General features: G+C 52.6%; 9 protein-coding genes. 8 read left to right on the top strand and 1 reads right to left on the bottom strand.

Annotated features, from left to right (window positions below; genetic code table 11):
- Positions 1-68 precede the first annotated feature (68 nt).
- Complete coding sequence (gene alaS, locus IX84_RS03135; protein ID WP_044216463.1) at positions 69-2,696, bottom strand: alanine--tRNA ligase; 2,628 nt, start codon at positions 2,694-2,696, stop codon at positions 69-71.
- A 555-nt stretch (positions 2,697-3,251) separates the two neighbouring features.
- Between alaS and IX84_RS03130 the strand changes: the two genes are divergently transcribed.
- The 8 genes from IX84_RS03130 (at position 3,252) to IX84_RS30620 (ending at position 13,898) form a co-directional block, all read left to right on the top strand.
- Positions 3,252-4,229 (top strand): M23 family metallopeptidase, encoded by a 978-nt coding sequence (locus IX84_RS03130; protein WP_044216462.1) that lies wholly within the window; start codon positions 3,252-3,254, stop codon positions 4,227-4,229.
- A gap of 21 nt (positions 4,230-4,250) precedes the next feature.
- The gene (locus IX84_RS03125) at positions 4,251-5,447 is read left to right on the top strand and encodes a CapA family protein (protein WP_202965199.1); all 1,197 of its coding nucleotides are present in this window, start codon (positions 4,251-4,253) and stop codon (positions 5,445-5,447) included.
- A gap of 8 nt (positions 5,448-5,455) precedes the next feature.
- A complete protein-coding gene (locus IX84_RS03120) occupies positions 5,456-6,265 on the top strand; it encodes an alpha/beta fold hydrolase (protein WP_160213635.1) in 810 nt (269 codons plus the stop codon).
- 355 nt (positions 6,266-6,620) lie between these two features.
- A complete protein-coding gene (locus IX84_RS03115) occupies positions 6,621-7,685 on the top strand; it encodes a DUF3667 domain-containing protein (protein ID WP_081968586.1) in 1,065 nt (354 codons plus the stop codon).
- Positions 7,686-7,726: 41 nt separating this feature from the next.
- Positions 7,727-9,172 (top strand): Asp-tRNA(Asn)/Glu-tRNA(Gln) amidotransferase subunit GatB, encoded by a 1,446-nt coding sequence (gene gatB, locus IX84_RS03110; RefSeq protein ID WP_044216458.1) that lies wholly within the window; start codon positions 7,727-7,729, stop codon positions 9,170-9,172.
- A gap of 45 nt (positions 9,173-9,217) precedes the next feature.
- On the top strand, positions 9,218-9,574 hold the full coding sequence (locus IX84_RS03105; protein ID WP_044216457.1) for a MerR family transcriptional regulator: 357 nt from the start codon (positions 9,218-9,220) through the stop codon (positions 9,572-9,574).
- Positions 9,575-9,600: 26 nt separating this feature from the next.
- A complete protein-coding gene (locus IX84_RS03100) occupies positions 9,601-11,139 on the top strand; it encodes an MFS transporter (RefSeq protein ID WP_044216456.1) in 1,539 nt (512 codons plus the stop codon).
- 281 nt (positions 11,140-11,420) lie between these two features.
- The gene (locus IX84_RS30620) at positions 11,421-13,898 is read left to right on the top strand and encodes a hypothetical protein (protein WP_052515726.1); all 2,478 of its coding nucleotides are present in this window, start codon (positions 11,421-11,423) and stop codon (positions 13,896-13,898) included.
- The last annotated feature ends 4 nt before the right edge of the window (positions 13,899-13,902 follow it).

Raw genomic sequence — 13,902 nt, 5'->3', positions numbered from 1 at the left:
CCATTGATTGGTGGCTGCCCTTTTCTATCGGGTATATTCCCAACATAGTCTTAGCCCTCCAGCCTTTCCTAACCTAATACCAAATCCCTGGCATTGGCCAATGCTTTGTCCAAACCATTGGCATCTTTACCGCCCGCAGAAGCAAAGAACGGCTGTCCGCCTCCGCCACCTTTGATAGCCTTGGCCAGCTCCCGGATCATATTCCCGGCATGCAGGCCGTGGCTTTCCGTCAATGATTTGCTAATGACGATGGTGAGCTGTGGCTTGCTGTTGGCTACTGCTCCAAAGATGATGAAGGCATTGCCCAGCTCCTCCTCCAGTTGGTAGGCGAGGGTTTTTATCGCATTGGCATCATCAAGTGGCAGTTTGGCGCTGAGGAAATTGACCTCGCCAATGGTTTCCACCTTTTCCTTCAGCCCGCCTTTGAGGGCATTGGCTTGTTCGGTGCGCAGACGCTCCACCTCTTTTTTTAGGGCTTTGTTTTCATCCTGAAGGGCGGCCACACTTTTGGCGACATCCTTTGGGCTTTTCAGCAGTTGGCGCACGTCCTGCAGGGCGTCCAGTTCCTTTTGGATGTAGGTCGCCGCGTGGTCGGCTGTAACCGCTTCGATACGGCGTACCCCGGCAGCAACGGCGCTTTCAGACAATATTTTGAAGAGGCCGATCTCACCAGTGGCAGCTACATGCGTACCTCCGCAAAGCTCCCGGGAGAAATCGCGGTCGAAGGTGATGATGCGGACGTTCTCTCCATACTTTTCACCGAATAGCATTAGCGCACCGGAGGCTTTGGCCTCTTCGATAGGCACCTCACGTTCTTCTTCCAGCTGAATGTTGCGGCGTATTTGCGCATTAACGCGGTCTTCCACCTGCTGTACTTCCCCGGCTGTCATACTTTGGAAATGGGAAAAGTCGAAGCGCAGGCGTTTGTCGTCTACGTTCTGCCCTTTCTGCAGTGCATGCTCGCCCAGGATTTCGTGCAGGGCAGCGTGCATAAGGTGTACGGCGGAGTGGTTGCTCGCGGTAGCCTGCCGCCTGATCGTATTCACCTCGGCACGTACCGGCGCTTCCATATCCTCTGGGAAGGCTTTGACGATGTGAATGATCAGCTCGTTTTCCTTTTGGGTATCAATGACCGGCACCTTCTCTTCCCCGAAGAAGAGCAGGCCGGTATCCCCTGCCTGTCCGCCACTCTCTGCGTAGAAAGGGGTGCGGTTCAGGACCACCTGGAATTGTTTCTTCTGCTTGATATCGACAGTTCGGTATTTGAGAACGTGAGCGTCCTCTACCGTCAGGTGGTCATAACCTACAAACTCCACCTCTTCGCCATCGCGGACGATATGCCAGTCGCCTACTTTTTTGTGAGCATCAGCGCGGGCGCGGGCTTTTTGGGCTGCGAGTGCGGCTTCGAAGCCAGCTTCATCCACTTTTAGGTCCCGCTCCTCAGCCATCAGGCGGGTAAGGTCGATGGGGAAACCGTAGGTATCGTAAAGGCTGAAGGCATCTTCTCCATGAATGACACCGTCTTTGGGTTCAATGCTTTCGAAGCGGCTGATACCTTTTTCGAGGGTATTCAGGAAGGTCTTTTCTTCTGCTTCAATGATTTTAGCAATCTGCCCCTGCTGCGCTTTAAGTTCGGGGAAAAAAGTACCCATTTCGGCCACCATTACCGGCAGTAGCTGATGGATCATTGGGGCATTCACATCGAGGAAGGAATAGTAGTACCGTACCGCCCGGCGTAGGATGCGCCGGATAACGTAGCCCGCCCCGGTATTGCTTGGCAACTGCCCGTCGGCAATAGTGAAGGCCACAGCCCGCAGGTGGTCGGCCACCACCCGCATCGCCATGTCTGATTTGGCGTCCGGGGTAAAGCTGCCACCGTATTTTTTGCCGGTCAGTGCTTCGATTTTGCGGATGATGGGGGTGAAGACATCTGTATCGTAGGTGACTGTCTTGCCCTGCAGCACCATGCAGAGGCGCTCAAAGCCCATGCCGGTATCGACATGAGAGGCTTTCAGTTTTTCCAGTGAGCCATCGGCCTTTCGGTTGAACTGAATGAAGACGTTGTTCCAGATTTCGATGACTTCCGGGTGGTCCATATTCACCAGGTCCCGGCCCGGTACTTCTGCCTTGCGGGCATCGCTGCGCAGATCGATGTGGATTTCGGAGCAGGGGCCACAGGGACCTGTATCGCCCATCTCCCAGAAGTTATCTTTTTTATTGCCGTAGAGGATGTGGTCCTCCGGCAGGTATTCCAGCCAGAAAGACTTGGCCTCCTCATCGGCGGGCAGCCCCTCTTCCTCGTCGCCCCCAAAGACGGTGGCGTAGAGGTTCTCTTTGGGGATGTTGTAGACCTCGGTTAGCAGTTCCCATGACCATGCGATGGCTTCCTTTTTGAAATAATCGCCGAAGGACCAGTTGCCCAGCATTTCGAACATCGTGTGGTGAGTGCCATCGCGGCCCACATCTTCGAGGTCGTTGTGCTTACCAGACACCCGCATACACTTTTGGGTATCCGCAATACGCGGCACTTCGGGCGTTTGGTTGCCCAGGAAGTAATCTTTGAACTGATTCATCCCGGCATTAGTAAACATCAGGGTCGGGTCATCCTTGCTGACGATAGGAGCTGAAGGGACAATTTTATGCCCTTTCGATTCAAAAAAATCCAGAAAAGCCTGTCTGATCTCTTGTGCGGTCATGTATTTCTTGCTTTTGAAGGGGCGAAGATAGCAGTAAGTCTGCAGTTTTGGAAAGCTCCGAACGGCTATTTATTGCAGGAAAAGGAAATGTTAAATATTCTTAAATAGTAAGGATTTCCTAAGTTGTTTGCGCATATTTGTGAATCGGTAAAACCGAATCCTACCCATGAACAGGATGAACAATCCTCTGATTACCCAATTTGCTATATACACTCAACCCCATTTACCCTTCGAGACATGTATTTTGCATGGATTGAGTTTCATTATTTTGTAAACACATGGGTCAAGGTTTCGTTTTTTGATTACAAAAAGTGCAAAAGTAGTTTGCTACGTTTTGTAATGCCAAAAGTGGCAGTTACATTTGGCGCTGCCCGGTAAAAGCTGAACCGGGAACTGAGAACGAACACAAGCTACGTTAAGCCACTTTTGGAGGGAACACAAAGTGTGCTTGCGGGGGGAACCTAAATTTCAGTAACTATTTACTCAAAAAAGTGCCGGCATGGCATTGGATTTGACAACTGACTTTTGGTTTCATTTGGCTAAGACATAACACGCATGGGAAAAGAAAAATTTGTTTACAACACGCAGACGCTCCGATACGAAAAAGTAGAGGAGACGACGACGCAGAAAGTGTTGAGATGGCTAGGGTTTACTTGTGCAGTCGTTGTTGCTGCATTTTTCCTCAAAGTAGCAGCTGATAAATGGCTGCCTTCCCCACAGGAACGGGCGCTCCGGCAGGAGATCAAGTTCATGGAGGAAAATTACAAGGAACTGCAGGAAGAATTGGGACAGCTTCGTACTGTCCTCAATGGCGTACAGGAGCGCGATGCTTATGCGCACCGCATGGTCTTCGGAATGGACCCTATCGATGATGGGGTTTGGGAAGGCGGCGTTGGCGGTCACGATAAGTACGAGAACCTTCGTCAGTTTTCTACAGGAGATCTTATGGCTGAAGTTTCTCAGGATGTGGACATGCTGAAGCGTCAGCTCGACCTTCAGTCCCGCTCCCTCGATACTATCCTTAATATGGCTAAAGAGAAGGAAAAAATGCTTGCCGCTATTCCTTCTATCAAGCCTGTCCGTTCTGATAAGCTGGCACGCAAGGTTGGCTTGCTTTCTGGTTTTGGACGGCGCATCCATCCGATCTACAAAATACCCAAGATGCACTATGGTATCGACTTTACAGCACCAAAAGGTACTCCAATTCAGGCTACCGGTGCAGGTAAAGTGATCAAAGCCGGGCGGGGCACCGGATACGGCAACCGGGTGATCATTGACCACGGCTACGGATATCAAACGCTCTATGCGCACATGAAGCGCATTGATGTCAAGGAGGGCGATATGGTGGTACGCGGTGATCAGATCGGTCTGGTGGGCAATACAGGCGCATCTACAGCGCCTCACTGCCACTATGAAGTTACGGTGAATGGCGAAAAAGTCAACCCTATTCACTATTGTATGGATGGATTGACGCCTGAGGAGTATCAGGAGCTGGTCCGTGCGGCGGAAATGCCAAACCAATCATTTGATTAAACAATCAGGAAAATATACTTAATGGCACGATTATCATCTGGCCGCAAAAAAGGCTTCCGTTCAGGAGGTCTTTTTTGCTTTGCACCACATCAGATTATGACACTGCTCGCTTTTTTGATGCTGAGCAGCTGTCAGGCAGAAGCGAATACGAATGCAGAAAGCAGGGCTACCTTGGCCAAGGTGGTTCAGGATACGATACCGGCGGATACCGCACAGGCTGTGCAGGCACCTGTTGCGCCATCCACCTATACCTTTGTTGGGGTAGGGGATATGATGCTCGGTACCAATTATCCGTCAGCCTCCTATCTGCCCCCACAGGGCGGCGCAACGATGCTGGCGCATGTGGAAGATTTGCTCAGGGATGCCGATGTCACCTTCGGCAACCTGGAGGGCACTATCCTGGATGAGGGCGGCACCGCCAAGCGCTGCAACAACCCGAAAGCCTGCTATGTGTTCCGCTCTCCGGAGAGCTACGCGGAGCACTTTCAAAAGGCGGGTTTCGACTTCCTCAGTATTGCCAATAACCACTCCGGCGACTTTGGGCTGACGGGCCGTAATCGCACCAAGGCAGTACTGGATGAGGTGGGTATTGCCTATGCTGGTCTGGCTGGCTCAGACGAGTACGCTATCATTGAGCGGAACGGGCTCAAGGTGGGCATGGCGGCTTTTGCGCCCAACTCAGGCACGGTAAGCATTCACAACTACGCCAAAGCCCGGGAAATCGTGGGCAAACTCGAAGCCGAATGCGATGTGGTCATCGTTTCCTTCCATGGGGGAGCGGAAGGCGCCAAGCATCAGCATGTTCCACGCGCCCGCGAGACCTACTACGGTGAGAACCGCGGCAACGTATACGAATTTGCCCACGCTATGGTGGATGCCGGTGCGGATATCATCTTTGGGCATGGGCCTCATGTGACCCGTGCGATGGAGCTGTACAATGACCGTCTGATTTGCTACAGCCTCGGTAACTTTTGCACCTATGGCCGCTTCAACCTTCGGGGAGAAGCCGGGATTGCCCCTCTGGTGCAAGTCGAGGTGGATGCGGAAGGGAAGTTTGTGGGCGGCAAAGTTACGCCGGTCTACCAAAGCTACAACCACGGCCCTAAAGTAGACGCCCAAAACCGGGCGATCAAGACCCTGCAGCGCCTCAACGCCGCAGACTTCCCCGAGTCGCCTCTGATTCTGGGTGAAGACGGCACGCTGAGCAAAAAACAATAATGCCCGGTATGGAAAACCTGCCCCTGTCTGATGGCAGCCGGCTGGCCTATGACTGGCAGCCCGATGGAGACGGTGCCCCGCTGGTCTTCCTCAACGGTATTCTGATGAACCTGCGGTCCTGGAAGGGGCAATCCGGCCCGCTTTCCAAAATATACCCTTGCCTGTTGCATGACTTCCGGGGGCAATTGTACAGCAGTAAAGTGTTTCCGGAAGACTGGTCAATGGCAGGCCACCTTGCCGACTTAAAGGCTTTGCTGGATGCATTGGAGCTGGAGCGCTGCCATCTTATTGGAACGTCCTACGGAGGCGAGGTAGGGCTACTGTTTGCGAAAGCCTTTCCGGAGCGGGTGCAGTCCCTTTCTGTTATTGCATCCGTGCCCTGGTCTGATGCGCTGCTTAAGCGTCAGGTCCGGCTTTGGCGCGACCTGGCTGAGGTGGACCGCGGATTGCTCTACGATGCTGTGGCAACCTGTTCTTACAGTGGGGATTTTTTAGAACGTACCGGCACCTTCTTCGATAGCCGGAGGGCGGAATTTGCGAAGTTACCCGAGGACTTTTTTACCAGCTTCGTGCGCTTGTGCGATGCCTTTTTGGGCTTTCACATGTCGCCGGAGTCGCTCGGCGCGATTTCCTGCCCGACTTTACTCATCGGAGCCGGTAGCGATGTGCTCAAGACCCCGGCCTACAGCCGCATCATGGAAGCGCATATCCCCAATGCCACCTACATGGAAATTCCCGGGGCAGGGCATGCCGTTGTTATTGAGCAGCCCAAAACCGTGACCGGATATTTGAAGGCCTTCATCGAAAAGCATACCTGATTCTGGGAGGGATTGCCTATTTTTATTGTGGGTTAAGCCTCCGGGCGAATATCTATCGTTCCCCGTGCTGGCTGTCAACGCTAGTAGGCGACCACTTTGTTGGGTACCAGATCGTATCAAAATCGAATATTTTCGTATCAAATCGTATCAGGCATGTGAGGTGATCGTATCTTTATGGCATTAAAGAGAGAGTATATAATTTCCAATTAACTCTAGACTGGAATCTTTTAAGAGTAATCAGCCAAATTTGATAGATTTGATGCATCCTGGTCATCCATTTAGCTTAGATTCAATAAAATAAAACAAATCCGGCACGTTACGTAGCCGGGGCCGTTAAGTGTATAACCACCTTGCCATGTCTAAACGATACTGCCCTAACTGTTACTACCCGCTACCGGAGCATGGGGAGTACTGTAGTCATTGCAGTCAGAAATACACCGATGGGAAGGTAACCTTTTGGCAATTGATCGGTGATTTCTTTGAATCCATACTAAATATCGATTCTAAAATCTTCAAGACCCTGGGGGCGCTTTTTATCCCTGGCAAGCTTACCGAAGCCTACTTCCGGGGGCAGCAGAAACGTTATGTGCCGCCCACCCGGTTATTTTTTGTAATGGCGGTGATCCACTTTGCGGTGCTGGGTTACCTGGCGTTTGGGCAGCTGGAAGATCAGATGGACGATATGGCCAATGAGACGCGGTATGAGGCCTTTTACAGTGATTTCCGCACCGACCTGGATACTGTACGGGCAAACCTGGAAGCTCAATACGCTCAAGTGCCGCAGCTAAAGGAGGCTTTAGATACCCTGGAGGCTAAGCTGGAAGACCCCCGAAAAGACAGCTTTAATTTGGTATATTTTACCAATAGTAATGAATTCGGCACTTTCGAATCTGTGAGCCTGCCCGTTTCCAAACAGCATTTGATAGAAATGCCGCTGGATAGCCTGCCGGGCGCTTATGGTGTGGAAGGGTTTTGGCATCAATTGCAGGTTCGGCAAATTGCCAAGCTCAACCGGGAAGGGGGCGATTTTACCCGTTTTGCACTGGGTAAGCTGATCTGGATGGTGGCGCTGATGATGCCTGCGCTTGCCCTGATCCTGAAGCTGCTCTACATCCGGCGGGGGCACTACTATGTGGAGCACCTGGTCTTTAGTTTTCACTACCATGCTTTTGCCTTCTTGTTAGTATCTGTGCTGTTGATGCTGGCCTATTGGTTCCCGGGCTATTTTAACTCCGGTGAAGTGGCTATTCCACTGGGGATGCTGGGTATCATGCTATACCTGTACAAGGCTATGCGGCGGTTTTACCGGCAGGGCAGGATCAAGACCTTTATCAAGTTTTGTATCATCAATTTCGCTTACCTGACGTTATTTACTTTCTTCCTAATCCTTACAGCAGTGCTGACGACTTTGACGTTCTGAGCTTACCGTCGTACATTTACAGGCAAAGAATCCGTCTAGATATGCCTTACGATCAGTACGAGACCGTCATCGGTCTGGAAGTCCACGTACAACTGGATACCGCAAGCAAAGCTTTCTGCGGAGACGCCACCGCCTTTGGGGCGCCTGCGAATACGCACATCAGCCCGATTTCCCTGGGTCACCCCGGCACCCTGCCCCGTCTGAATAAAAAGCAGGTGGAATACGCCATCAAGCTGGGGCTGGCGCTGGGCTCCAAGATCAATATGGTCAATGCCTTTGACCGCAAGAACTACTTTTATGCCGATTTGCCGAAAGGCTATCAGATCACTCAGGACCGCAAGCCCATTTGTATAGGTGGGCAATTGAAGATTACGACGGAAGCCGGAGAGAAGGCCATCCGTATCCACCACATCCACATGGAGGAAGATGCCGGTAAGTCCATACACGAGACCGATGGGCCCTATTCTCAGATTGACCTCAACCGGGCCGGTGTGCCTTTGCTGGAAATCGTCTCGGAGCCTGATCTTCGTTCCGCAGAAGAAGTGGATGCCTACATGACGGCTATGCGGCAACTGGTGCGCTATCTGGGGGTATCGGATGGAAATATGGAGCAGGGCTCTCTGCGCTGTGATGTGAATGTCTCGGTGCGCCCGAAGGGGCAGCAGGTATTTGGTGAGCGCTGTGAGATTAAGAACCTCAACTCCATGCGCTACGCCCGCCGTGCCATCCAATACGAAGTGAAGCGGCAGATTGACCTGATCGAAAGCGGAGGCGAAGTGCGGCAGGAAACCCTGAATTTCGATCCGGATACGGGGCGGACCTCCCCCCTGCGGGACAAGGAAAATGCGCACGACTATCGCTACTTCCCGGAGCCTGACCTGCCACCTATCGTGGTGGATGCCGATGACCTGAGGCGCTATCATCAGGAGCTGCCTGCTTTGCCCTGGCAGCTGCGGGAACGCCTGTCTGAGACATACGGGCTTCCGGCTTACGATGTCAACCTGCTTACGGAGGAACAACAGCCTGCCCTCTTTTTCCTGGAACTGGCACAGCACACTGATTTGTACAAGGCTGCTGCCAATCTAATGATCAATAAAGTATTGCCCTACTGCAATGAAGCCGGTGTTGAGCTGTCGGCTTTCCCACTCGGCGTTGATCAACTGGCCCGACTGCTGGCATTGATTGAAGAAGGCAAAGTATCCAATACGGCCGCCTATCAGCAATTGTTCCCGACGATGCTGGAAGCTCCTGGAGTTGCGCCCCTTGAGCTGGCCCAATCCCTCAACCTCCTCCAAAACTCTGACGCCAACACCCTGGAAGGCATTATCGATCAGGTGATCGTCGGCAATCCGGACGAGGCAGCCCGCTATCAAAAAGGCAAAAAGGCACTGATTGGCTTCTTTATGGGAGAGGTGATGAAAGCTTCCCGTGGCAAGGCCGATCCCAAATTGACGAATCAGTTGCTGCGGGAAAAACTGAGCAAGTAAAGCTTTTTTCTTACCTTGAAACGGTGACTTTGTTAAACAACTTTCATGAAAAAGCTGCCCATTTTTGATGATCCGGACAACCTGAAACGCTACTACACTATCGGTGAAGTGGCGGAGCTGTTTGAAGTGACGAAGTCGTTGATCCGGTTCTGGGAAGGGGAGTTTGATTTTCTGAAGCCGCACAAGAACAGCAAAGGCGAGCGCCGTTTTACACCCCAAAACCTGGAGCAGTTGCAGCTGATCTATGAGCTGGTTAAGGAACGAGGCTTCACCATTGATGGCGCCCGGCAGGAGATCCGCCGCCACCTGAAGTGGGAGGAAGAAAAAGCAGCGATGATCAAGCGGTTGAAACGAGTACGCAAAGGGCTGAAAGGCATACTGGAATCCCTGCCCAAGGCTTAAAACAGCAACCAACGAACAAAAAACATATGGCATCAACGACCACACCGGCAGCTAAGGGCCTTTCCAAACCCCGCCTAACCTTCTGGCAAATCTGGAACATGAGCTTCGGCTTCCTGGGCATCCAATTCGGATTTGCGCTTCAGAATGCGAACACCAGCCGTATTTTCGAAACGCTCGGCGCTGATGTAGAGCAGATTCCCATCCTCTGGATTGCGGCACCGCTTACCGGACTATTGGTACAGCCTATTGTAGGGTACTTCAGCGACCGCACCTGGCATCCGACTTTGGGGCGCCGCCGGCCTTACTTCCTCGTTGGTGCTATTCTGGCCTCCATTGCGTTATGCTTTATGCCCAATTCGCCAACCCTGTGGGCGGCAGCCGGTATGCTGTGGATCATGGATGCTTCCATCAACATCAGCATGGAGCCTTTCCGGGCGTTTGTGGGGGACAACCTGCCTTCGGAGCAGCGCACCACCGGTTTCGCGATGCAGAGTTTCTTTATTGGTACCGGTGCGGTCATTGCCTCTATGCTGCCCTGGATGCTGACCAACTGGTTTGGAGTGAGCAATATTGCCGCTGAGGGTGAAATTGCCGATTCCGTAAAGTGGTCCTTCTACCTGGGCGCCATGGTCTTCCTGCTCGCCGTGCTGTGGACGGTCTTCCGCTCCCATGAATACCCGCCGGAGCAGTTGCAGCAGTTTGACGATACCGGGGAAGACGAAGTGCCTATCGAAGCGCTTTCGTCGGGCGAACTGCAGCAGCGGGGCGGTATGATGAACCGGGCGGGCGGCATTGCGGCAGGCCTGGGGATCGTTTCGGTTATCGGTTTGGTACAGGCGGAGTTGAATAAGGAACTTTACGTCCTGGCGGCCATGCTGGTTGCCGTGGGGCTGCTCTGGCTGGCTGCCGGAGGGATGATGCGCAAGGGCAATTATCAGAACGGCTTCGTGACCATCATGAGTGACCTGCTGCGTATGCCCACCGCTATGAAACAATTGGCTGTGGTGCAGTTTTTCTCCTGGTTTGCCCTGTTCTCCATGTGGATTTACACCACTTCGGCAGTGACCCGCCATATTTACGGTGCTACCGATGCCACCTCCGTTGCTTACAACGAAGGGGCAGACTGGGTGAGTTTGCTGTTTGCGGTCTACAACGGTATCGCTGCGGTAGTGGCTATTGGGCTGCCCTGGCTTGCTAAACGCACCAGCCGGCGCTTCACGCATATGGTCTGCCTGGTGATTGGCGGGCTCAGTCTCATTTCCATTTACTTTTTGAGCAATCCGGACCTGCTCCTGCTGCCGATGATCGGTATTGGTATTGCCTGGGCGAGCATTTTGTCGATGCCCTACGCTATGCTGGCTGGTGCCCTGCCTGCCGACAAGATGGGCTACTACATGGGGGTTTTCAATTTCTTCATTGTCATTCCGCAGATTGTGGCGGCGACCATCCTCGGCTTTATCGTAGGCTACTTCTTCGACGGGCTGGCGATTTATGCCCTGATTGTGGGTGGGGCGAGTATGATTTTGGCGGGGGTACTGTCGTTGCGGGTGGAGGATGAGGAGTAATTTTGCATAGCTTTGTATCACTTCCGGGGCTTTAGCAGTATAGGGGAGTAGACAATGATCGTTGGCTACATTTCCCGAGCCTGTTGGGATTTTGGTCTTCTAGGCGAGAGCTAACAATTTTTCGATTAGACGAGTCTTTGATCCCGACATTTATCGTCGGGGGCACGGAAACCGGAGTCCGTACGGATGAGGATTTCCGGAACGAAGTATAAGCGAAAAAGTGTAGTTCGCAGCCCGATTACTAAAGTCCCAACAGGCTCCAAATGCTAAAATCGAAACCAATGCAAAGTTATAAACTGCTGCTGGGGCTCTTCCTTGCCCTGGCATTCTGGCAGTGTACCAAAGAGGATCAGATCCGCACAGAAACGGAAACCACCATCGTTGAAGGGGCTGATGAGGTCACCTTTTTAGTTCAGGTTACAGACGAAACCGGGGCGGCTTTGCCTGGCGCGACGCTCCTTCACAACCTTACCGGACAGACCTGGACTTCAGACAGCCGGGGGCTGGTGTTTTTGGAAAACCTGACCATACCATCCGGCGGGCTACCGGTGACGGTGGGAAGCCCTGGGAAAATGAAAATGGTTAAGCTGCTGTCCGGACTTGAGGGCAGTCAAACCAGCCTAAAGCTACAGCTCTATCCCTTTGATGCGGAGACCACCATTCAGACCGGTGCGACGGGTACCCTGGATGATGGGGGCGAGCTTACCCTGCCTGCCCAACTCACCTACGATGATGGCAGTGCCTACACCGGTGCGGTAAGGGTCCAAAGCCATTACTACAACCCAGCGGAACAAGGTTTTTTGGAAGCCGCCCCCGGCAACATGTCGGCCATAGGGGCAGACGGCAACATCTACACCCTGGAGTCCTACGGTATGTACGCCGTAGAGCTGTCCGACGCTTCCGGTAATGCGCTCCACATCCCGGATGGGGCTACGGCAACGCTACGGTTTCCCCTGCCTGCCAATTACAGCACTGTGCCGCAGGAGATCCCCCTCTGGAGTATGGATGAAGCAAGCGGGAAGTGGATAGAGGAAGGCGTGGCTACACTGCAGGACGGTTTCGTGGAGGCGGAGGTGGCGCACTTTTCGTGGTGGAATATTGATGTGTTTTTTGACCCGATTACGGTTTGTATGCGATTGGTAGATCCGGCTGGCACAGCAATATCCGGTTACCCCTATCTGGTAGCCTCTCCTGACCAATCTGTGGCCTATGTATTTGGTTGGACAGATGCTGATGGGGCCTTTTGTGTGCAGGCACCAGAAGACCTGCCTTTTGTTGTCAATTTAATTTGGAATGACGAGCCGGTGGTGGTTGCCAGTTCAGATCCCCTTACAGTGGATACTGACCTTGGTGATATTGTAGTGGAAATTGATGGATACTACAGTTTGACCGGTACCGCAGTGAGCTGTGATGGCACGCCTTTATCCAATGCCCTCGCCACTTACGAAATCAATGGGGAAACCGATTATGCTGTGACGAATGGAGACGGCGTTTTCCAGGTGTTTGGATCCGGTGAAGGCACAATGGAGGTACAATTATCTAATTATCAAAGCGGCTTACAAAGTACACCCGTAACGGTAGAAATAACAGCAACAGAAAGCTTTTACAACCTGGATCAAATACCGCTGTGCGAAGACTTTGCAGGGGGAACGGGTATTGATATCGCTTCAGATATTACTGAAAACACGACTTGGTCAACGGGGAATACCTATCTCCTGCGGGAAAAAATCGTCGTACGCGAAGGAGCTACCCTTACCATTGAGCCGGGCGTTGTGATTAAAGGTGATGTGGGAACCGGGGTCAATTCCACAAGCCTGATTGTTGCCCGCGGTGCTGGTATATTGGCGGAAGGCACGCCGGAGTTGCCAATTGTCTTTACGTCGGTGGTTGACGAAATCACGCCAGATGATATTGCGGCTGGGAATTATGCCAGCCCGAATCTTAACCCTGATGATGCAGCGCTCTGGGGCGGGGTTTTAATTCTCGGCCGGGCACCGATCTCGGCTTCTGATGTTATGGATAATGACACGGATGAGGCAGTCGTAGAAGGGCTCGTAGCTAGTGACCTTGCCCACCTTTATGGAGGTAATGATCCGCTTGATAACTCTGGAGTACTCCGTTACGTATCCATTCGTCACGGTGGTGCAGATATTGGCTTGGGCAATGAGATTAATGCACTGTCCCTCGGCGGGGTGGGTAATGGAACGGTCATTAAAGATATTGAGGTTGTAGGCTTTCAGGATGATGGCATCGAAGTATTCGGAGGGACTGTGCATGTCGAAAACCTGGTCGTCTGGAATGCCGATGATGATGCTTTTGACACTGATCAGGCGTGGGCTGGTACGCTGAATAATTTTGCTTTAATCACTCCCGGGAGCAGCGCTCTGGAACTCGATGGGCCGGAAGGCTCGCTGATGGCAATCCACACCCTTCAGAATGGGACGATTGTCATGAATGATGAGAACCGGACGGCTGACCGCTTTTTGGTTGATCTTGACCTAAATACCCAATGCGCCCTGAAAAACATCCACTACGTAGGCCCATTCGAAACCTGGCAAACCGTTACCAACGCGGAAGTCAATCCGGAAACAACCTTTGAGAATGTGACTTTCGATATTGCTCCTGGTGATTTCAGCACCCTGTTTGACCCTGAAGCGCCAATCCCTGCCGGGTGCAGTGCTGGTGGCAGTCCACAAGCAGATGTATCGGTCTTCAACTGGACCTGGACGGCTCAGGCGGGCAAGCTGGACGGGCTTTGAAACG

It is taken from the genome of Phaeodactylibacter xiamenensis (assembly GCF_000759025.1).
Classification (GTDB): domain Bacteria; phylum Bacteroidota; class Bacteroidia; order Chitinophagales; family Saprospiraceae; genus Phaeodactylibacter; species Phaeodactylibacter xiamenensis.
The sequence above is the reverse complement of the archived record's forward strand: the minus strand, read 5'-3'. Positions and strand labels throughout refer to the sequence as shown.